The organism is Coleofasciculus sp. A1-SPW-01, from assembly GCF_040217205.1.
Taxonomy (GTDB): Bacteria; Cyanobacteriota; Cyanobacteriia; order Cyanobacteriales; family Coleofasciculaceae; genus Coleofasciculus; species Coleofasciculus chthonoplastes_A.
This window is the reverse complement of record NZ_JAVJNP010000008.1, coordinates 1-21,702: the sequence shown is the minus strand read 5'-3', so window position 1 is coordinate 21,702 and position 21,702 is coordinate 1. Positions and strand designations below refer to the sequence as shown.

Sequence of the window (21,702 nt, the reverse complement as noted above, 5' to 3'; positions counted from 1 at the left end):
AATGATTTTGATAAACGTCAATTCTTGCTCAAGTTTAAAATCCCGGCTATTTTGTCCCTAATTGTTCAGCAGAGTCTCCTGAGTCAGCAAGGCGTCCTATTATCAGTTCAACAGCGTAACATTCAACGTACCGAAGTGTTCTTCAACCCAACTATCGGAATAGACAGTATCAAGGTAGCGCTCGCCGCGATCGCACAGAATCGCGGCACAAGTTGCCCCCTCTGGAATGTCTGCTCTTTTTTTCGCGATCGCACTGATCACTCCTCCGGATGAGCCTCCCGCTAATATTGCCTCCCAACGGAGCAAATGGCGGCAGCCTACTACACAGTCTAAATCAGATACATGGATATAGGCATCTTCTAATCCCGGTTGGAACAATTCTGGCACTCGCGCCGCCCCATGTCCTGGTAAGAGTCGCTTGGCTCGTTTATCGCCAAAAATGACGCTTCCCTTCGCATCAACAGCAATAATTTTTGTACTGAGGTTGTTACTTCTAATATATTCAGCACAGCCACGGAGGGTGCCACAGCTACTGGTTGAACAAAATAAATAGTCAAGTTTTCCATTAAGGGATGTGACTATTTCGTGCATTGTCTGATGATGGGCAGAGGCATTATTTACGTTGGCATATTGATTACACCAAAAGCTATTCGGAATAGAACTTAGCAATAATTTAACTCGATCAATGCGAACGGGCAAAAAATCGCCAGTGATTGGATCGGGCTTGGTCACCAGATCAACCTCTGCCCCATAAGCTTTGAGAATGTTAATATTTTGCTTGGTTGTTTTGGGATCAACAACACAGATAAAACGTAACCCTAGAAACGCACAGGTTTGCGCCAAGCCTATGCCTAAATTCCCAGAACTTGATTCAATAATTGTACTGTTGGCTTGAATCTCTCCTCTAAAAATCGCATTTTTAATAATATTAAAGGCTGAACGATCTTTGATACTACCTCCAGGATTAAACATTTCCAGTTTGCCAAAAAGTTGAAATTTAGCATCTTTGAAAACACGGTTTAATTTAACTAATGGCGTAGTTCCTATTGTCCCTAAAACACCTTCATTGATTGAAGTTATATCGATGAACGCATCTTCAACGGGATACTGCTTAGTTAATTTCATTTTTTCTAATTATCTACACGATTCGATTGGCTAAGTTCTCGCTATTTAATTTATTAACTCGCTTCGAGGGAAACATTATTAAAAATTATTGAAACATATTGTGCAGCTTAAAATATACATAACACCACCGACAGGGTATACGCTAAACCGTATTAAATTGTAGTAGACTATCATCTTTTTCAGGTTGTAATGGCGTGTAATCTCGGCAGACTAAAAATTCTGGTCGCCGTTGTTTCTTAGGGATGGGAATATTTTGGACGCTGCTGTAGGTAATAATAATTTGCCGACGATTATAAGGAGAAATATTAGGCACAGAGGCGTGAGCTATATTACCATGAAAAAACAGGACAGAACCTTTGGCACCAACCGGAGCAACAATCCCACGTTTTTTTGCCATTTGCTCAACATTATTCTGGCTCAAACAGTACTTAAGATTAGCGCTGAAATTAGCTTGCCAATCGGCAGCTTCGCCATGACCATTAGATTCCCTCGCTTCAACATCAATCAATCCATACTTGTGAGAGCCAGGAATTAGATAGAGAGGACTATTAAAATGATTAACCTCATCCAAGAAAATACTGACATTTAATACCTCAGGACGAGGTAGACCATCTTCTTTATACCAAAATGTGTAGTCTTGATGCCAGGGCCACACATCACCTCGGAAAGCAGCTTTCATATTCACTTTAAACTGGTAAAGATAAACCCGTTCGTTGAGAATTTGTTGAGCGGGCTGTACCAAACGATGGTGTTGAACCAAGCTCTTAAGAACTTGGCTATATTCGTGACAACCATGCAAAGCACGTACTGTTTTATTGTCGTTCTCTAAAATCGTACCTGGAGCATCCTTGGGTAGCCTTTCAAGTTCTCTCTGTAGGTGGCTAATTTCTTGATGAGAGAAATAGTCACCTAGAAATAAGAATCCATTTTTTTCGTAATCTTTGCGCTGATTTTCCGATAAGAGCATGATTGTTTAGCCCATATTTCAAACTTGTTGGCTTTTTTTCAGGAAATTACTCAGGGCGTTGCTAGGACAAGCCATCCGAATAATACCGATCAATATAATACACCATAATCTGGAAAAAGCAAAACTTTTTACGCCTTAATTATCAGATATTCTATTCCATTTTATTGATCCACACAACCTGAATCTAGGTTAAACTGTGATTGCATGGTTTAGCTTGCTTACTCTCCCCATAAGCATCGGTATAAATAATGACTGAAAACCTCAAATCAGTGATAACTTATCAACATAAAATCAAGTGCCCAATTTGTCAAACTCAACTCGATGACAATGGGTTCATCTTGGAATGTCCAACTCAACACGAGCCGACACTACTGACAACAAACTACTCGACTAAACAGTTTAAGCCGGATGAGCATAGTCCAGGTATTTTTCGATATAGAAGCTGGCTGCCGATCATTCGTAACTTAACGAGTAGAGCAGGGGGAACAGTAACGTACCAAAGTCAAAAACTTAACCAACGTTTAGGTCTTCCCAACCTCTGGATCGCCTTCAACGGTTATTGGTCAGAAAAAGGTGCCACACTTGAAAGCGCTACCTTCAAAGATCTGGAAGCCTACGCCGTGCTTTCGCGAATTCCAGATAAACACGACGGTATTTTGGTTGTTCCCTCAGCCGGCAATACGGCGGCAGCGTTTGCCCATGTTTGTTCCCAGAATCAAGTGCCATGTCTGATCATTATTCCTCAAAGCGGACTCGGCAAAATGCAGTTTTCCCAACCCCTCGATCCCTATGTAAAGGTTGTGTCTTTGACTGGCTTCACCGACTATTACGATGCGATCGCTCTTGCCAATCGTGTATCACAACTTAACGGTTTTTTTATCGAGGGAGGTGTGAAAAATGTGGGACGACGTGATGGAATTGGTACAACTCTACTCAATGCTGTTGAGCAGATTGGACAATTGCCAGACTACTACTTTCAAGCGATCGGCAGTGGTGCTGGGGGAATTGCTGTTCATGAAGCAGCAAAGAGGCTGGTTGCTGATGGTCAATTTGGTCAAAAACTCCCACGCCTGATGTTGAGCCAAAATTTTCCCTTTGTTCCGATTTACAACTCCTGGCATTCAAAACGGCGAGAGTTAGTCAGCATTGACAGCCAAATTGGGAAGAAGCAAATACAGCAAATTGTGGCTGATGTTTTATCAAATCGACAACCCCCTTATTCGGTTAAAGGAGGAGTCTTTGATGTGCTGACGGAAAGTCAGGGCGATATGTTAATAGCTAATAATCTCCAAACCATCCGTGCCATTGAACTATTCAAAGAAACTGAAGGAGTCCATATCGAGCCAGCTGCAGGCGTAGCCCTTGCGACTCTGCACAAGGCTGTAACCGATGAACAGATTGACCGGACGGCGATCATTCTTCTCCATATTACAGGTGGGCGATGGCATCAAGACCAGTTAAATCAAAGGTTGATTCCTGTTGAGCCATCTCTTTGTCTCGACGAACAGGCACTTTTTGCGCCAGAGACATTAGAGAAAGTGATCGGATTATTTGGATCAACGATTAAAAGCTGTTGACAATCCTCAAGTCATCTTGGAAACAACTGCCTGAAAAGCGCTACAGCGTTTTTCAGTTACTCCCTCGATCCTTAAACTAGGATCGTGCCAGTTTTTCAAATCGCCACAATCCTCCCAATGGACCCGGCAAATCAAAGGCATAGGTAAGATCATAATCTTCATCCTGTTCGAGTTGATTAAACCAACTATTTTTACGATAAAATAAGAAAATCTGACGGTAATCTTGCGGAATCTTAATCAACTGATTATCCAGGGGGGAAAGTAAGTGAACTTTTGGTTCTAAACGATGACTTAAGGCGAGGATTGTTCCAACCATTAGAGGCGAGTTATTGCTAATCAACAAAGGACTCTCTGATTGATTAGTTATTTGCGCGATGTTCATAATGTATTTTCCTTCTATTTGTGTCCACCAACTCTCGGCTTGAAAAAGCGTGACATCAGAAACTAATCCGGCTATAACTAACCCGGCTATGATTACTCCACCAACAATTTTTTCATGGCTTTTGGGGGCAAAAACATAAAACGTTATTCCATAGGCAATAGCAATTTCTAGACTTAAACATAAGGGTAACTGGTAACGAATCAAAAGAGAGCGAATTCCGCCAAAAATCAGATCATAAGCTAGTATAAATATTCCCGTAAAGCTAGCCATGCAAACGAGAAATGTTCCCGCATTTTTGGGTATAATTTTAGCAAAAATTATTGACAAAAAAACAATTAAAATTGAAGCTAATGTCAATGTAAAAATGCCATACACAAAAGGGCTTTCTTGAGTAACCGTTTCAATCCAAAAAGAGTCGGAAGCTAAATTAATATCAAAAAATGTTCGGGTGGCTCTCATCAAAAAAATAGCGATTCTATCCCAAGGATTATCTATTATTTTTAACGTCCACCCAAATGTTAGTTGTAAGGCTGTTTCCAGGTTATTTATAAACACAATTATCCAAGGGGTAAACAGCAAAAAAGCAGCGGCTGCACTCATAATATAATTAAGTATTGTTTGGATGCGACGTTGACTGATAACAACATAAATGCCGAATGCTGTCACGACTAAAACTGTTAGCAAATGGGTGTATAACCCCAAGGTTAACGTAAGAGCATACACCGCCCAACCCAATTTATTATCCCGACGAATAGCTCGCAATAAAGCCGCACTTGAGATAAGAACCGTTACCATCCAAAGACTGTATTGGCGTGCTTCTTGGGCAAAGACGACTTGTAAGGGAGAAACAGCCATTAATGCCATGGCTATCCATCCCACAACTGGAGATTCAAATAACTCTAAACACAGCCAGTACACACTGGGAAATATTAACAGACTAAAAAGCGCTGATAAACTCCTTAAAACCACAGGAGAATCCCCAAATACTTGCGCCCACAATCTCACCGTCGCATAATACAAAGGCGGATGCTGTGGATCTGAAGTGATTAAGTAGTTCACGGTGTCAGCCACAGTTCGCTCTGGATCAATATGTTGATATTTTTCTACAGTCGTAACCGGAATGGGAGTCTGATGATTAAAGATCTCCTGTTGAACCTCAGCTAGTGTGTGACCAGAAATCGCTAGGGAGGTAAAACATTCATCACCCCAGTAAAATTTTTGTCCAATATGGGCAAAGCGAAAGAAAATACCTATAGCAATCAAACTTATTACCAGAAATTTTAACCAATTCGGGGGATTAACCTTGGCTAATAATTGTGGGTTTTCCATCTATTAAACCTGTTCTGTCAAACGACTTTGCTCACAGAATCGTCCATGTTCTGGCGTAGGCTTTTCGGGCGCATATCTGTCCAGACTTGCTGAATATAGCTCAGACATTCCGTCTGGAAACCACGTTTGCCTCCATCCCACCAACCTAGAGGATTTTCCCAGTCGGCGGGCAAAATAGAATACTGATGTTCGTGATTCTTGACAACTTTGTAAATTACCCGGTCTTCCTGATCAGCCTGGTTTTCCCTATTCATTCTTATCTCCTTTTCGGTCATGATTCTGTTGGGTTGAAGGCATAGCCATTAATTATTGATGGACAATCATAGAAATATGATGTAACAATTTTTGGGTAATAATTTTCAACAGCGACGGTTCAGCGGAATGCAAAAAGAAGTGATCTCCAGGCAGTGTATTTAATGAGAATGAAGTCCGCGTTTGCATCTGCCACTCTCCCACCTCATCCGGATGAGCTTCTGGATCATCTGAACCACAAAAAGCAGAAATAGGACAATTCAGGGGTGACTCAGATGTATAAATATATGTTTCCAACACCTCAAAATCTGATCGCAGGATAGGAAGCAGCAACTCCATCAGTTCGGCATTCTCCAACACAGCTTGAGGTGTACCATTTAAACGGCGTAACCTGTCCAGGAACTTGGAATCGGGTAGCCCGTGAATGGGTGAATGACGAGCGGGTAGGTGCGGGGCGCGACGACCTGAGATAAACAAGTGAACGGGATTCAAGCCGTACTGTTGACGCAGGTGACGGGTCAGCTCAAAGCAGATCAATCCGCCCATACTGTGACCAAAGAAGGCGAAGGGCTTATCTAGATGGGGAAGTAGGGCTTGAGCAAGTGCTTCAACCAGGGGTTGTAATCGGGTAAAAGGAGCTAACCGGATCTGCTTTCCCCGTCCTGGCAATTCCACAGGACAAACCTCGACCATTTTGGGTAGGCTATCGCCCCATGTCCGAAATATCCGAGCCGCACCTCCGGCATAGGGAAAACAAAACAAACGTAAGTTTGCCTGGGTATTGGGTTGGGGATAGATTCCCCTGGTATCGACCGTTGATGTCCTCCTCATTATGATTTAAGGCTTGTTGATTTGAATCTCACTTTTTGAGTGATTTTATTCGATTTAAGCTTTGCTATATTTTGCCACAAGCCGCCGGACATAGACCGAAAATTGTATGTAAATTTTTGTAAATTAAGCTGTTTTTAAGGTTTGTCTAAATGATTTGTACAAACAAATAGGTTTTTGGGTGATTGACATAGATTGGCAAAATTCTTGTAATTGCTAGCTTTTAGTAACTACAGTTTGTTTTTTTTAGTTATTCTAAATTGCACAAATCAAATAGACCAATCAGAGGTTTAGGAGAGTCAGGGAGACAAGCTTGGGGAGCGCTGGTGACACAGGGACAAACCTTATATGACTTATCGTCTTAACAACGCCGCCCTCATTGAAGCGTTTTACCTTTCGTTTGCCACACTTGTTGTCGTATGATGTTATTCATTTGCTACTCGACATCGATTTTCAAAAATGACGGAATTCGTAGCACACCGTCACAGAGGAAGTCAAGTCAACGAGGTAAAAATTCCCAACGTTATCCATCAGATCTTGTATGCGCTACTTTAAAGAATACTGTGAAGTCAATCTTGAACCCGGTACTGCACCATTTACTTGGGTATTTAGGAGTGAGGAAAAAATCCGCATCAGATTTGGTGTCGCTGTTGATAAACATCCAGATTGCGGTCAAATCATCTATGAGTTGAATGATGGACAAGGATATTGCGATTCCCATCAAATTACAGCCGAGACGGAAAGCGTTGTCGAAAATGGGTTCAAAATGTTTTCAGTCATCCTACCACCGATCAGTAGTGGGGGAGGATGTCGATACTGGCTGGGTTATTTGGATAAGTTCGGTAATGAGCATACCAGTCAACACTCACGTTTTCTGTTGGTCTGCGATGAAGCGCCTCGGTCAATGGCTGAGATCCCATCCGTGTTCCTTGGGTTTGTTGACAATCAACCGTTGTATGGACCAAAGCCCGTTGTCGCCATGACACCTAGCCCTACCGATTGGAATGCACGTCTGTTTTACTCGATAATCATTGATCGATTTGCTCGAGGTTCAGACCGCCATCGCACGGGTTTAGGTGCGGTCAAGTACGATCCGTCTTGTCCATACGCTAGCCATGGTGGCACAATTCGTGGTGTGATTGAGAAAATCAACTACTTAAAATCATTAGGAATACGAGCCATTATTCTCAGTCCTGTGTATGTCAACGCCGCTGACGGATACCACGGCTATCATCCCATCAACCTATTGATGGTTGAGCCACGTCTAGGAACACTAGCCTGTTTACGTGAACTGGTGGCTAAAGCCCATGAAGCTGACATCGCTGTAATTTTAGATGTGGTTAATAATCACATCGCTGATAGTATTCAGTGGGAAGAATATGGAGGTCCTCCTGGTGGAGAATTCAAATATGTACACGGTGATGATACCGCTGTGATGCCTTTTCCGGTAGAAGTCCGCAACACCTCCCTGTTTCACGGTCCGGAATACACCGATATGGTGAATCAAAGACTCTTTGGCTTCTTGGAAGATTGGCGTACAGAAACAAGCTATGTTCGCGAACTGCTGATTCAACACTTGAAATACTGGATTGCTCAAACGGATATTGATGGCTTTCGATACGATTCAGCCCGTCATGTTGGTCTAGATTTTTGGGAACCTTGCGTTGAGGAAATATCACGGTTTGCTAAGTACCTGGGTAAACATCAGTTTTTACAGATCGCCGAACACGCTGGAAGTAGCCACGAAGAATTGATTGCATATAATAGTGCCAAATTCTCAAATTTACTAGATTATCCAACCTACTATATTGTCAAGCACTCTCTTGCTGATGCCAACTGGCTAGGGGGTTTTGCCGAATATTTTTGTGGAATTCTGACTCCATCACAGCCCTATCATGCGGGTTGGAGGAACAATATTATGTTCTTGGATAACCAAGACACAACTCGCATATTTCACGAATTTTTGAGTCGTATCCCTAATCAAGACGAGGCTCGCGTCCGTCTTCATTTTGCTATTGCTTGCTTGGTTCTAGGACCTCAAATCCCTTCAATTTATCAAGGAACAGAGCAGGAATTTTCTGGTGCGCTCGGCATGCATCAACGAGAGGATACAGGAGATTGGATTGGTCATGATTGCTATGTGAGGGAGGATATGTTTGATAACCCGGCTTGTGTGTGGCATTTTGGTCCAATTAACCAAAAAAGTTTCGAGCCATATAGCCGGAACCACTCGACCTTTGTGCTGATTCACCAGCTTGCCGAAATTCGGTTTAAAAGTCGCTTAATTCAGAGTGGGAAGCGTACCCTACTGTGTTCGAGAAAGGATGGTCTTTGGTGTGTACTCATTCATGGGACGACTGATGAGCCGCCGATCTTGGTGGCGATGAACCTTGGCTCAAAAGCTGTCTCTGATCATGCTTTAACACTGCCTAAGTGGTATGGTGCTTTCGACGGAGTTGATATGCTTATGACGACGGCGGGCGGAGCATTCTATTTTGTGGAAGGGGGGCTGCGAATTCGACTTTCACCCTTCACATTTGTGATCGGAAAACTCTGGAAAGACTCTCAAAAAAGTGCGATCGTTGAGGCGAAAATTCCTGATATTATTAAACATAAATGATAAATTTAGACCTTAGTTATTTTTGGGATTAATCTCCTTGGAGACGACTTGAAAAACAGCCGATGAATGTCAATTCAGCTAATTGCCTCTTACCTGTTCCGTCTGGTTCCTTTGTGGTTCCAGATTTAACGACTGTCTTATCCACAACGGAAGAACGTCCCCTGCGATTTTCCCTGATTATTCCCACTTATAAAGAAGCGAAAAATCTTGCCCAGCTTGTCGAACAAGTGAGCCGATTACTTGATTCGCAACTGGCGGGGAACTATGAACTGATTGTCGTTGATGACAATAGTCCTGATGACACTTGGAAAGTGGCGCAGGAACTCACAAATTATCCTCAGCTAAAAGTGATGCGGCGAATTGAGGAACGGGGATTATCTACCGCTGTAATTCGAGGATGGCAAGTAGCGCGGGGAGAGGTTTTGGGGGTAATTGATGCGGATCTCCAGCATCCCCCCGAACTGTTATTGCAGCTATGGAGTCAGATCCAAGGGGGCGCAGATTTAGCCGTTGCGAGTCGCCATGTTGAAGGTGGTGGTGTGAATGATTGGAGTATTATCCGCCGCTTTTTATCCCGTGGCGCTCAGACGATTGGGTTAATTCTTTTACCGGGAGTTATCGGTCGGGTTTCTGACCCGATGAGTGGTTATTTTATGGTGCGTCGTAACTGTTTAGTTGATCGCCCTTTAAATCCCCTGGGATACAAAATTTTGATTGAAGTCTTGGGTCGAGGTAAAATTCCTGAGATTGGGGAAGTGGGGTATGTGTTTCAAGAACGTCAAGTGGGCGAAAGTAAAGTAACGTGGAAACAGTATGTGGAGTATTTACAACACTTACTGCGCTTGCGTTTATCCCTAGGATCTATTGGTCGATTTATTCGCTTTAGTATAGTCGGCTTCAGTGGAGTTTTTGTCGATATTGCAATTTTTTATCTGCTGCGAAATAAACTGGGATTGGGATTAACGCTCAGTGCGGCTCTATCGGCTGAAGTCGCCATGTTCAACAATTTCTTGTGGAATGATGTATGGACATTTGGCGATATTTCTCAACATCAACCGGGATTGCGTCAGTGGTTTGAACGATTTTTGAAGTTTAATGGGATCTGTTTAGCTGGACTCATTCTCAATGTGTTACTCGTGAATTTATTGTTTAATGTCTTTGGCATCAATGAATATGTTTCTAAGTTAATCGCGATCGCGGCGGTGACAGTGTGGAATTTCTGGATCAATCTTAAGCTGAGTTGGCGCGTAACCGATGTGCGACAGTAATTGACATCACAGCATTTGACCCCTGCTTAAATAGGGTCTGCTGAATAAGCGAAGGCACCATTGTTCCAGACGCGCCATGGCGCGTCTCTACATAAATGATGTGTCCTAACCGCTATGGCGGTTGCTATATTTAAAACTTATCGGACTTGGTCGGGGCGGGTTTAGGTCAGTTAGTGGTTGGAACCGCAGCGTTATTAAAACCCGCCCCTACACATTCATACAAGCAAAGGACAAATGACCAAGGACTAATGACAAATAACTAACTACGCTTGCTGCCACATTTGTTTAATTTTAGGCGGTAAAAACTCAGCAACTTCTTTGACTCGTTCCTCAGACAACTCATCTTTAGTGGCAGAAAAAATGGCTTTTACTACCGTTTCTGGGCTAACTCCTTTGGGTAAGCTGGCTTCTTGACGGATTCTAAACAAGAAGGTATCAGCATCAAATTCGAGAGGGGGACGAATCCGACTCAGGAAGCTGACAATGGGATTAGTATCTTTCCACAGATCGGCAATTTCTTTTTGCTGTTCTTCGGCTGGAGTCGGTACAGATCCATCGTTTTGACGCAATTCTGATTCGACCCGATCTGAAGCGTCTGTGTTCATTAAGTCGCGCATGGTGCGGAACACTACTTCAGTGACATCACGGGCGTCGTAAATGTCTTCTAATTGACCCTGCTTTTTGACTTTTTCTAAGAAAACTGTATTGTCGGGCATACTCTTCTCCTTGTGTTTCAGGTGACGGTTGGGGACAATTTAATGTCCTGATTTCCCAGTTTTATCTGAATGTTCCAGTAAAGACAGAAAAACGATTTGTATGAATTTCAGATTATTTTGAGGATTGTTCAGGTTCTGGGTTAACACTTTAACCTAGGATAGCAGCGTTAGGGCTGGCATCTACCTCAAGAGGCATTTTTAAGTAGGTGGACATTAAAGTTAACGGTGGGGATCGTCCTTTGTCTTTTGTCCTTTGTCATTTGTCGTTCGATCCGCGATTAATTTGCCAATCTGCCCAATGACTAAGGGAACTAAACTCATTCCCAGGATGAGTAACCAACCCTGTAGGCTAGGGGCATGAGTTTGCAGGATATCGGAGAGGATGGGGAGATAAATAGCAGCGGCGAGGAATCCAGTACACAGGATCAGGGAACCCCAGACGTATTTATTGCGGGTGACTTCGTTAACCAGTACACCTGATCCGCGATCGCGCATATTGAAGACGTGCCATAGTCGGGAAAAGGCGATGGTGAGAAATGATATGGTAACTGCTTGATTTTTTTCTAGTCCTAACCAGTTGAAGGCGAGGTAAAAGGAACCCAAAACCGGGGCAGCTATGATTACACCATATCCCGCGATGCTTGCCCAGTGACGCTTGGTGATAATCGACTCCTTGGGATCACGGGGGGGTTCTTCCATGAGGGTGGGAGATCCTTCACCCACACCCAGCGCCAGGGCGGGGAAGACATCGTTAATGATATTCAGATATAAGATTTGTAGAGGCAAGATGGGTAAGGGCGCATTGACTAACGAGGTAGCGGTGACTGCCATAATTTGACCGACATTCCCGGATAGCAGAAAAATCGTGAATTTGCGAATATTGTTAAAGATGGCTCGACCCTGTTCCACTGCCGCGACAATCGTGGAAAAGGCGTCATCTTGCAGCACCATATCCGCCGCTTCTTTTGCCACCTGGGTGCCTCGTTGTCCCATGGCGACACCAATATCGGCTTTTTGGAGGGCGGGGGCATCATTGACCCCATCCCCCGTCATTGCCACAATTGCCCCGGTGTCTTGGTGCAAAGTAATCAGGTTCAATTTTTGTTCTGGAGATACCCGGGCAAAAATCGGGGTTTTGACTAAGCGTTCACGTTCCTCCGAAGAGGATTCTTTGGGGCTTTTTAAGTCTTTCCCCTGCACCACATCCGCTTGTTCATCATCGGTTAACCCAACGGCTAAACCAATATTTCGGGCGGTTACGGGTTGATCCCCTGTCACCATAATCACCCGAATTCCCGCGTTTTGACATTCCTCAATTGCCGCCCGTACTTCTTGGCGGGGGGGATCAAGTAAGCCCACGACGCCTAAAAAGGTTAGATCTTCGTAGGGTTTAGCATCTTCACTCTCCACCGTTTTTTGTGCCAATGCCAGAATCCGTAACCCTTGCGCGGCGAGGTCATTACTGCGTTGCTTCCAGGCGTCGCGATCGCTGAGTTCTTTTTCACCGTCTGGGGTTAAGATACGGGTACACACCTCTAGGACAGATTCCGGTGCGCCTTTGACGGCAAAGCGATAATTACCATTACTTTTATGCAGCGTCGCCATCATTTTAGTGTCGGGATCAAACGCTTCTTCCCGCACTTCGGGCATCTCTTCTAGTAGTTCTTCGCGCCGCAGATCCGCTTTTGCCCCCGCAATCAGCAGCGCCACTTCCATCGGATCACCGATAACTCGACTTTCATTAGAGTCTTCCGGTTGTAATGCTGCATTATTACATAAGACGCCAACTTCTAAGGCGGGGCGGAGACTATCATGCTCTAAGGGGTTCAGGGTTTCATCCTCTTGGGTGAACTCTCCTTCTGGTTCTAATCCCTCACCACTAATTTGAACATCACCGGAGTCGAGGACAATATGACTCACCGTCATCCGATTTTCGGTTAAGGTTCCGGTTTTATCCGTACAAATAATGCTAGTCGCCCCTAGGGTTTCCACCGCCGCCAGTTTATTAATTAGGGCGTTCCGCTTTGCCATGCGCCACATCCCTCGCGCTAGGGCAATCGTTGCCACAATCGGTAGTCCTTCGGGAATCGCGGCGACAGCTAGGGCGACGGAGGTTTCCACCATCAGGCGAATATCTTTGCCCACAATAATGCCGGAAATGGCAATCAGGACGACAATAACTAGAGTGACCCAAATCAAACGGCGTCCCAGTTGATTCAGCCGTTTTTCTAGGGGAGTACTTTCCTCGGTTTTGGCTTCTTGGGTTAATTTAGAAATGTGACCCAATTCAGTCTGCATTCCTGTTGCCACAACCACCCCTTCCCCGGAACCGCGAGTTAGGGCTGTCCCTTTGAACAGCATATTGGTGCGATCGGCAAGTTCCACATCTCCTTCTATCGGTTCTGTGGTTTTGGTAACGGAGACGGATTCACCTGTAAGGGACGACTCATTCACCTGCATTTTCGAGGTTTCCGTCAGCCGCATATCTGCCGGAATCAGATCTCCGCTTTCCAGGAGTACCATGTCTCCGGGTACCAAGTTTTCCGCGTCAATCTCCTGCATCTGTCCTTGGCGACGCACTTTGGCTTCGGTGCTACTCAGGTTTTGCAAGGCTTCCATGGAACGCACGGCTTGGTACTCTATGAAGAAGCCAATGGCGGCGTTAATTAAGATGGCAAAAACAATGGCAATCCCTTCAATCCACTGAGCAAAGGCAAAGGATAGAATAGCGGCAATGGCGAGAATCCCAATGACTAAACTTTTGAACTGTTCGATCAGGATTTGTAAAGGTCCGCGACGCTGGGCTTCTTGCAGACGGTTCGCGCCATACTGTTCCCGTCGCTGTTGCACCTCGGTGTCCGAGAGTCCGTCATCCTCAGAAACATCCAGTTTCTTAAATAAATCGGCTGATGAAATTGTCCACGGTTGGTTGGGAAGATCCGCCATGATGGGTTTGATTGTGATTAACCTGTAATTTAGATGGGGTAACAGTTGGGGATGGTGCCAAGGGGGGTTAGAGGTTAGCGCGATCGCACCAGAGTTTAACACATTTCTATTATTTTACGCTAAAATAGGAGCGTAATCATCAAAAAGAAAGATGATAGTTTTTGAGTTCAAGGTAAAAGCTAAACCAACTCAATATGCGGCAATCGATGAGGCAATTCGGACAGCACAGTTTGTCCGAAACAAATGCTTGCGATACTGGATGGACAATCAAGGTATTGATAAGTATGACCTCAGCAAGTATTGCCGTGTATTGGCTTGCATGTTTAGCTTTGCTGATCAACTCAACTCTCAAGCTCGTCAAGCGTCTGCTGATCGCGCCTGGAGTGCGATTACTCGTTTCTACGAAAATTGTCGAAAAAAGGTTAAAGGACCCAAAGGTTTTCCTAAGTTTAAGAAAAACTGCCGTTCGGTTGAGTACAAAACATCAGGATGGAAGCTGTCAGAGAACCGGAAAGCCATCACCTTCACTGACAAAAAAGGAATAGGGCGACTTAAACTCAAAGGTACTTATGACCTAAACTTCTATCAGCTCAACCAAATCAAACGAGTAAGGTTAGTCAGACGTGCCGACGGGTATTACGTACAATTTGCGGTTAAAGCTGATGTCCGAGTAAAAACTAAGCCCACTGGCAGAGTCGTTGGGTTGGATCTGGGTATTAAGTATTTTTTGGCTGACTCCAATGGTCATACAGAGGAGTCACCAAAATTCTACCGCAAATCGGAAAGACAGCTCAATCGAGCTAATCGCCAAAAGTCTAAAAAGTACCGTAAGGGAGCCAAACCACAGTCAAAAAACTATCATTTGGCAAGAAAACGATATGCTCGAAAGCATTTAAGAGTAAGTAGGCAGCGAAAAGAATACTGCAAGCGAGTTGCATATTCCGTTATCCAATCTAACGATTTGGTAGCTTATGAAGACTTAAATGTGAAAGGGTTGGTAAGAAATCGTCACTTGTCTAAATCCATCTCTGATGCAGGCTGGTCTACCTTCAGGCAATGGCTGGAATACTTTGGACATAAATACGGGAAAGTAACGGTAGCGGTTCCCCCGCACTATACCTCTGTTGATTGTCCAAAGTGTCACCATAGAGTTAAAAAATCTCTGTCCCAACGGACTCATGTTTGTGAAAACTGTGGATACGTTGAAGACAGAGATATCGCAGCCAGTCTAAACATCCTGCAAAAAGGATTAAGTACGGCGGGGCACGCCGGAAACTACGCTTGGGGAGATCTGCCCTCTTGGGCGATTGGAGCAATCCTGTCGTCTAACGGCGGGTCGGAGAACCAAGAATCCCCGCGTCTTTAGAGCGGGGAGTGTCAACCTATTAGGGTTATATATAGCAATCACGAATATCATTGAACATTACCAGCCATAATTAAGAGTGCCTTCACTGGTGAGGCTTGCGTAGAGCGAGAGAGGAGTAAAGAATGTCCTAACCTGTCAAGGTAGCTGCTATCAGAACCTACTGGCGTGGCACACCTTATTTGATGAATTGGATTCGGCTTGTAGCAGGGAACCTTAGCCCTAGATTCCGTTGGGTTTCCTTGCGTCAACCCAACCTACAACCTATTCAAATCAAGTTCATGACTCACACTTGAGCTGGTAAAGGATGGCACAATAGGATAGCAGTTGGATTGAACAGGACTATAATTAGGAGCTTGGCTTTCCTGCGAAACCCATACCCATTATGGACGAGGGATCTAGCCACGAATCAAGATGACTCAACACTACGATGTATACGGTCTCGGTAATGCCCTTTTGGACATTGAATTAGAAGTTTCCCCAGAACTACTTCAAGAACTGGGCATTGATAAAGGGGTGATGACTTTAATTGAAGAAGATCACCAGCACAAGATCCTGAAACACTTAGAGGGTCAGTCAATGAAGCGCGGCGGTGGGGGATCGGCGGCAAATACAATGATTGCCCTGAGCCAATTTGGGGGTAAAGCCTTCTATTCTTGTAAAGTCGCCAATGATGAAGACGGACAGGTTTACCTGGGGGATTTGCTCCGCTTTAAGGTTGACACAAACCTACAATACCATCCTCCTGAAGCTGGAATTACGGGTAAATGCTTAGTGTTTGTGACGCCAGATGCCGATCGCACGATGAATACGTTCCTGGGAATTTCCGCTAGCTTCTCAGAAGCAGAATTAGTTCCTGACGCGATCGCACAGTCTAAATATACCTATATTGAAGGGTATTTGGTCACGGGTGCTGCTAGCAAAGCGGCGGCGATTCAAGCCAGAGATCTTGCCAAAGCCGCAGGTCAAAAAATCGCCCTATCCCTGTCTGATCTGAATATGGTGAAGTTCTTTAAAGATGGATTGCTGGAAATCATCGATTCAGGCGTGGATTTCCTCTTTGCCAATGAAAGCGAAGCCCTAAAAATGGCGGACACTGAGGATCTCACGGTTGCTGTTGATTACTTGAAAGGGTTGGCTAAAGGGTTTGCGATTACCCGTGGACCGAAAGGATCGGTAATCTTTGATGGACAAGAGATAATCGAGATTGATGCAATCCCTGTCAAAGCTGTTGATACCGTTGGCGCCGGAGATATGTATGCTGGCGCGGTTCTTTACGGACTGACTCATGGGATGAGTTATGCTCAAGCTGGAGAGTTAGGATCTAAAGCGGCGGCAAAGTTAGTTACGAGTTTCGGTCCACGCATGGACACAAAAGACACTCGTTCTCTATTAGATGGATAATTCTACAGCAAGCAGGCAGAAAGCTGAATAGAAAAAGCTTGTAGAGACGTGCCATGGCACGTCTGGGGGATGGGGGAGATTATGTAGGGGTAACTTTCACTACTACCTTTTTGGTTACACCCAGATGCAACTAAACCCGCCCCGACTTGAGGAATCAGGACTTACGCAGCTACGCCAACTATCGTGGCAATGGTGCGTTACGCTACGCTAACACACCCTACATATAGAGCCTTTGCGTAAATCCTACGAATGACAAATGACAAATGACGAAGGACGAATGACGAAGGACGAATGACAAATTATTAAATTAGGAGAACTCCGATGGTTCAATCAAATACCAACCCGTTCAATGAACAAGAGCAATCAGCGGCATCCATATCCGCTGACGAAGGCGGAAACTATTCCTATTGCTCACTCCCTGAAGTAGCGCCGCGTGACTTGTCAGAGATTGTAGATCGCAATCGTGCCAATCTGATCCAATTCCTGGATAAAAAATGGGTAAACGGCACAATCTTACATTATTATTTCTTCGATCAGCCAACAGAGTGGGCAACCACTGAGACTGAAAAAAATGTTGTGCGTCAAGCCTTTAACACCTGGAAACAGGTGGGAATGGGTCTCGAATTTAAAGAAGTCAATTTACCAGATGAGGCAGAAATCCGGATTGGTTTCCTGCGTGGAGATGGCGCTTGGTCTTATATTGGCAGAGATATTCTCAATATCGGGCGGGATGAGCGAACCATGAATTTTGGTTGGGATTTAACCCGATTTCCGGGAGAAATTAACACCGCCATTCATGAGATTGGTCATACACTCGGACTTCCTCACGAGCACCAAAATCCTAATGCTGGAATTGTTTGGGACGAAGAAGCGGTTTACGCTTCACTCGCTGCACCTCCGAATAATTGGGATCGAGAAACCACCTATTACAATATCATTCGCAAGATTAACCCGGATATGGTGCAAGGGTCAAACTGGGACCCCAACTCAGTTATGCACTATCCCTTTGGTGCGGGTTTAATCAAAGAACCGCCACAGTATCAAAATGGGTTAACTCCAGAACCTGGATTATCGGAACGGGATACGACTTGGGTTAAGCAGTTTTATCCACTTTTAGAAGAGGAGGATTACACCGAATTAAAACCCTTTCAATCGGTTCCGTTAACCATCGCGCCAGGGGAACAGATGAATTTCCGGATCGAACCTAATGCGACGCGATCCTATATGATTCGCACGTTTGGCACATCAGACACAGTTATGGTTCTGTTTGAAGAGGTTGACGGTGAACTTCGTTATCTTACCGGAGATGACGATAGTGGTGAAGACTACAATGCTGAGATTAAGGTCAGGTTATTTCGGGGGCGTCGATATGTTTTACGTATCCGTCTCTACTATAGCGATCGCGCCGGAGAAACAGCCGTGATGATGTGGTAAATGTGACCGATGTAGAGACGTAGACAACTACGTCTCTACGCATAAAGTTTTAGAGATGGCTACCGGAGCAGTTCACTAAACCTACATTTTCTAGATAGTCTACCAGAGCTTTATGCAACATTTTGCAACTGCTTTTCTAAGTCCTGGCGTAACCCTAAATAGTGACGATAATCATTCGCCCATTCAATAAAAACTGCCGCATCTGAGAGCTGAGCTTTACTATAGCGATCAAAAAAATCCTCAGAGTCCATATTTTGCTGATTTTCATACAAACTGAGTCGCTTGGCTACGGCTATCAGTGCATCCAAAGGCGACGTATATTGCACTCGTTCTTTTCGCATTCCCCCTCCTAACTTACAATGAATCTTTCGTACTGACTGGGCTAAACTATAAGCTTTAATAGCTCATAAAGCTTGCCTTTTGCCTCATTCTTCATCCGACTCAGAAAACAAGGATTCTAAATCTTGACGACCACTCACCACCCGCACAATTTCAACCCCATCTTCAACAAGTCGATATAAAATAATATATCCATCTAAAGGTAACCCTCGTAATGAAGGTCGCAGATAACTGTAACTTTTCCCTAAGTTAGGAAATTGTGCTATGTATTGACACTTTTTAGTGAACTCCTGAAATAACCTCTCTCCAGCGTCCACATTCCTAGTCAAGAAATAGTCAGCAATAGCATTCAAATCCCGACTCGCAGAAGGTGAAATCAGATAACGACTCATTCTATCTCTTGACGGGCTTGTTTAAATCTCTCTAAAATCACCGCGACAACAGTGTCCCCATCTAATCCTTCCCCTCGATCAAGTTCTGCAATCCCTACATCAATTTTATTCCGCGTTTCCTCTATCCATTGTTCATACTCACCCTGAAGCTTTTTTAACAAGCGAAAAGCCATATCAATTACTTCCTCCTGATTGGCAAATCTTCCACTTACCACTTGAGATTGAATAAATTCTTCATGTTCCGGTTTTAAACTAATATTCATGGTTTCTCCTACAATTTCAATAACTACGCTACATTCTCTGCAATCTTCTCTTCCAACTCCCACGCCTGATTGTAAACCTCCTGAATTTACCCACACCCCACACCCTACACCCTACACCCCACACCCTACACCCTACACCCCACACCCTACACCCTACACCCTGTCTCCTTTTTAGCTGTCTTAACCCGCCCCTTGAGCTTACACACCCCTCATCTCCCCTCTACCACTAACTCTGGGACACGACGCCGGGGTATTTCGTAACTGAAGAAATCATACGCCAATTTTGTTTTTGGGAAAATGGCTTGGGCTTCCTTAAGCAAATCCTCTAACCCAATGTTATTTCCGGGTGCATAGCGCGGGCTAAAATGGGTCATAATTAACTGCTTAACGCCAGCACTTAACGCCACTTGCGCCGCCATTGTTGATGTGGAATGTAACCGTTCAAATGCCAGTTGAGAATCCTGATGAGCAAACGTTGCTTCATGAATTAACACATCAGCATCCTGAGCAAGGTCTACTGCTCCATCACAATAAACCGTATCCGTACAGTAAACAAATTTACGCCCAATTTCGGGTTCTCCACACAAGTCTTTGCCCTGAATTTTACGTCCATCGTCTAGGGTGACGGTTTCTCCCCGTTTAAGTTGACCATAAATTGGTCCGGGTGGAATCTTTAATGCCTTGGCTTTTTCCACATCAAATCGTCCCGGACGATCTTTTTCAACGATGCGATATCCAAACGCCGTCACACGATGCTTAAGCGCTCCACAGATTACCGTATATTCCTCATTGTCGTAAATAATGCCGGGGCTAACGGTGTGTACCTGAGTGGGGAATGAAAAACGAGTATGAGAGTATTTGCCGCACGCTTTTAAGTAATCATTAAGACCAGGAGGACCATAAATATCAACCCGATCAACATTACCTGCTAAACCACAGCTAGCCAGTAGTCCCATTAAGCCAAAGATATGATCACCGTGCAAATGGGTGATAAAAATACGGCGAAGTTGACTGGTTTTGAGTTCACTGCGTAAAAGCTGATGCTGAGTGCCTTCACCACAGTCAAACAGCCAAAACTCTGCCCGTTGAGGGAGACGCAACGTCACACTGGACACATTGCGCGATCGCGTGGGTACTCCGGAACTGGTTCCTAAAAACGTAATTTGCACAGACTTGATCCTTGAACCTCTCTCGGTAAACAGACTCCCCTATTCATGTTACAGTTTGTCGTTGGTCATTGGTCATTGGTCATTCGTCATTCGTCATTTGTAAATTCTCTCCCCCAGCTCCCTCTGCTTCCCCAGCTCCCCCAGCTCCCTCTGCTTCCCCAGCTCCCTCTGCTTCCCCAGCTCCATTCTGCTCAATCCACCTCAATTCGCACCGTTTGCACACCCGCTTCCACAGACACCTCGATCACCCTTGGTGGCTTAGGTTTGGGCATGACACTGATGTCACCATTACTTTCTAGACGAGCAATTTCCACCTGCATGGGTTCAGTGATTTTTCCCTTGAGACGCAACGATGACTCTAAATCTCTGTCACTAATATGACTTTTTCGCATCGCCTTGCGATTCACTTGACCCTCGCGAATTAATGTCCGAGGCTTACCCTTAACCCAAACATCAAAACGCTCAACATGAAACGCCAGTGCTGACACTAGCCCATGTATTCCCACTAAAACTAACGCTGCGCCTAATGTAGGAAAATAGGGCGCAGCCCCATTAATCGCACGACTCAAGGTAGACCCCAGAATCACACCCAGCAGCACATCCATCGCCGCGTGTTTGCCGATAAAGCGGCGATCGCCAATCACCCGTACCATGATCAGTGCCGCCCCATAGATAATTGCTGCCCGTAATCCCATCTGCCACACATTGAGCGTTGGGGCTTCGAGTCCCAATGCCCAGCTAATTGTATCCCCAAGTGCCTGCATCATCTTAATCCCTGACGTTAACTTGACGGCTCAGATCCGATCATCAGCACTGTGATCATACCTGCCAAGATAATTAACCCAACATTAATCGCCAGCAACTCTAAGCCACCAACACCCCGAAGCGGATCATGGGACATAAACGCGATCGCCGCCGCTGCTGCCGCCGGGACTAATGCTAAAGCTGCAACCGTTCCCACTAATGTATCGACTTTCTGTTTCACTAAAGCAATGGTTCCAGACACCCCCGCTGCCAAAGCAACCACAACACTGTACCAACCCGGTTCTACCCGTTCTTCCAGTAGGGGTTCACTAACAGTCCGTAAATATCTAGACAATTAGTGACATAACTGGAAATTTTCTATGATATAATTAGGCAATGTCTAGTTTAACCCCCCAAGAAGCAGCTACTCTACTAGGTGTGATGGTCAAAACGTTGCACCGATGGGAACTCAACGGCAAAATACGAGCTTCTCGGACGGCTGGCGGTCATCGTCGATACGATATTGTTGACTTAATTGGCAATAAATCGGGTAATGAATTAACCGTTGGTTATGCCAGAGTATC

At 44.7% G+C, this 21,702-nt stretch carries 21 protein-coding genes; 7 read left to right on the top strand and 14 right to left on the bottom strand.

Features of this window, described 5'->3' with window-relative positions:
* Positions 1-102 precede the first annotated feature (102 nt).
* Both sbnA and RH949_RS01160 read right to left on the bottom strand, forming a co-directional pair.
* Positions 103-1,125 (bottom strand): 2,3-diaminopropionate biosynthesis protein SbnA, encoded by a 1,023-nt coding sequence (gene sbnA, locus RH949_RS01165; protein ID WP_006104236.1) that lies wholly within the window; start codon positions 1,123-1,125, stop codon positions 103-105.
* 142 nt (positions 1,126-1,267) lie between these two features.
* Positions 1,268-2,092 (bottom strand): phytanoyl-CoA dioxygenase family protein, encoded by an 825-nt coding sequence (locus RH949_RS01160; protein WP_006104318.1) that lies wholly within the window; start codon positions 2,090-2,092, stop codon positions 1,268-1,270.
* 248 nt (positions 2,093-2,340) lie between these two features.
* On the opposite strand from RH949_RS01160, the gene RH949_RS01155 reads away from it, so the two are divergent.
* On the top strand, positions 2,341-3,669 hold the full coding sequence (locus tag RH949_RS01155; RefSeq protein WP_446351670.1) for a cysteate synthase: 1,329 nt from the start codon (positions 2,341-2,343) through the stop codon (positions 3,667-3,669).
* 76 nt (positions 3,670-3,745) lie between these two features.
* Here RH949_RS01155 and RH949_RS01150 read toward each other — a convergent pair whose 3' ends face one another.
* The 3 genes from RH949_RS01150 to RH949_RS01140 are packed head-to-tail and all read right to left on the bottom strand — an operon-like array spanning position 3,746 to position 6,463.
* A complete protein-coding gene (locus tag RH949_RS01150) occupies positions 3,746-5,380 on the bottom strand; it encodes a glycosyltransferase family 39 protein (RefSeq protein WP_006104218.1) in 1,635 nt (544 codons plus the stop codon).
* A 17-nt stretch (positions 5,381-5,397) separates the two neighbouring features.
* The gene (locus RH949_RS01145; RefSeq protein WP_006104221.1) at positions 5,398-5,634 is read right to left on the bottom strand and encodes an MbtH family protein; all 237 of its coding nucleotides are present in this window, start codon (positions 5,632-5,634) and stop codon (positions 5,398-5,400) included.
* Positions 5,635-5,686: 52 nt separating this feature from the next.
* The gene (locus RH949_RS01140; protein WP_006104301.1) at positions 5,687-6,463 is read right to left on the bottom strand and encodes a thioesterase II family protein; all 777 of its coding nucleotides are present in this window, start codon (positions 6,461-6,463) and stop codon (positions 5,687-5,689) included.
* A gap of 538 nt (positions 6,464-7,001) precedes the next feature.
* Between RH949_RS01140 and RH949_RS01135 the strand changes: the two genes are divergently transcribed.
* Both RH949_RS01135 and RH949_RS01130 read left to right on the top strand, forming a co-directional pair.
* Positions 7,002-9,080: an alpha-amylase family glycosyl hydrolase gene (locus tag RH949_RS01135; protein WP_006104326.1), complete on the top strand. Its 2,079-nt coding sequence runs from the start codon at positions 7,002-7,004 to the stop codon at positions 9,078-9,080.
* A 62-nt stretch (positions 9,081-9,142) separates the two neighbouring features.
* The gene (locus tag RH949_RS01130; RefSeq protein ID WP_006104277.1) at positions 9,143-10,348 is read left to right on the top strand and encodes a glycosyltransferase; all 1,206 of its coding nucleotides are present in this window, start codon (positions 9,143-9,145) and stop codon (positions 10,346-10,348) included.
* 263 nt (positions 10,349-10,611) lie between these two features.
* On the opposite strand, the gene RH949_RS01125 is transcribed toward RH949_RS01130, so the two are convergent.
* Both RH949_RS01125 and RH949_RS01120 read right to left on the bottom strand, forming a co-directional pair.
* A complete protein-coding gene (locus RH949_RS01125; protein ID WP_006104307.1) occupies positions 10,612-11,064 on the bottom strand; it encodes a DUF2267 domain-containing protein in 453 nt (150 codons plus the stop codon).
* A gap of 219 nt (positions 11,065-11,283) precedes the next feature.
* The gene (locus tag RH949_RS01120; protein WP_044209874.1) at positions 11,284-14,010 is read right to left on the bottom strand and encodes a cation-translocating P-type ATPase; all 2,727 of its coding nucleotides are present in this window, start codon (positions 14,008-14,010) and stop codon (positions 11,284-11,286) included.
* 151 nt (positions 14,011-14,161) lie between these two features.
* Here RH949_RS01120 and RH949_RS01115 point away from each other — a divergent pair, with 151 nt between their 5' ends.
* The 3 genes from RH949_RS01115 (at position 14,162) to RH949_RS01105 (ending at position 18,211) form a co-directional block, all read left to right on the top strand.
* Positions 14,162-15,376 carry an RNA-guided endonuclease InsQ/TnpB family protein gene (locus RH949_RS01115; protein ID WP_006104304.1) on the top strand — a complete coding sequence of 405 codons (1,215 nt, stop codon included), beginning with the start codon at positions 14,162-14,164 and terminating at the stop codon, positions 15,374-15,376.
* Between the two features lie 411 nt (positions 15,377-15,787).
* Complete coding sequence (locus RH949_RS01110; RefSeq protein ID WP_446351669.1) at positions 15,788-16,777, top strand: adenosine kinase; 990 nt, start codon at positions 15,788-15,790, stop codon at positions 16,775-16,777.
* 321 nt (positions 16,778-17,098) lie between these two features.
* On the top strand, positions 17,099-18,211 hold the full coding sequence (locus tag RH949_RS01105; protein ID WP_446351668.1) for a matrixin family metalloprotease: 1,113 nt from the start codon (positions 17,099-17,101) through the stop codon (positions 18,209-18,211).
* Positions 18,212-18,321: 110 nt separating this feature from the next.
* On the opposite strand, the gene tumA is transcribed toward RH949_RS01105, so the two are convergent.
* The 7 genes from tumA to RH949_RS01070 all read right to left on the bottom strand — a co-directional run bounded on the left by tumA (position 18,322) and on the right by RH949_RS01070 (position 21,473).
* The gene (tumA, locus tag RH949_RS01100) at positions 18,322-18,552 is read right to left on the bottom strand and encodes an antitoxin TumA (RefSeq protein ID WP_006104310.1); all 231 of its coding nucleotides are present in this window, start codon (positions 18,550-18,552) and stop codon (positions 18,322-18,324) included.
* 84 nt (positions 18,553-18,636) lie between these two features.
* Positions 18,637-18,942, bottom strand: a complete 306-nt coding sequence (locus RH949_RS01095) for a type II toxin-antitoxin system RelE/ParE family toxin (RefSeq protein ID WP_006104260.1) — start codon at positions 18,940-18,942, stop codon at positions 18,637-18,639.
* Positions 18,939-19,205: a ribbon-helix-helix domain-containing protein gene (locus RH949_RS01090; RefSeq protein ID WP_044209826.1), complete on the bottom strand. Its 267-nt coding sequence runs from the start codon at positions 19,203-19,205 to the stop codon at positions 18,939-18,941. The genes RH949_RS01095 and RH949_RS01090 overlap by 4 nt, the downstream gene beginning before the upstream one ends.
* Before the next feature lie 209 nt (positions 19,206-19,414).
* The gene (locus RH949_RS01085; RefSeq protein WP_446351667.1) at positions 19,415-20,374 is read right to left on the bottom strand and encodes a ribonuclease Z; all 960 of its coding nucleotides are present in this window, start codon (positions 20,372-20,374) and stop codon (positions 19,415-19,417) included.
* Between the two features lie 79 nt (positions 20,375-20,453).
* Entirely contained in the window at positions 20,454-20,579 is a 126-nt protein-coding gene (locus RH949_RS01080) for a hypothetical protein (protein WP_446351666.1), read from the bottom strand.
* On the bottom strand, positions 20,566-21,141 hold the full coding sequence (locus RH949_RS01075) for a DUF421 domain-containing protein (RefSeq protein WP_446351665.1): 576 nt from the start codon (positions 21,139-21,141) through the stop codon (positions 20,566-20,568). Before RH949_RS01075 ends, RH949_RS01080 begins: the two co-directional genes overlap by 14 nt.
* Before the next feature lie 14 nt (positions 21,142-21,155).
* Positions 21,156-21,473 (bottom strand): DUF389 domain-containing protein, encoded by a 318-nt coding sequence (locus RH949_RS01070; protein WP_446351664.1) that lies wholly within the window; start codon positions 21,471-21,473, stop codon positions 21,156-21,158.
* Between the two features lie 41 nt (positions 21,474-21,514).
* On the opposite strand from RH949_RS01070, the gene RH949_RS01065 reads away from it, so the two are divergent.
* Positions 21,515-21,702: MerR family DNA-binding transcriptional regulator (locus tag RH949_RS01065; protein ID WP_446351663.1), on the top strand; the 188-nt coding region annotated here is incomplete at its 3' end.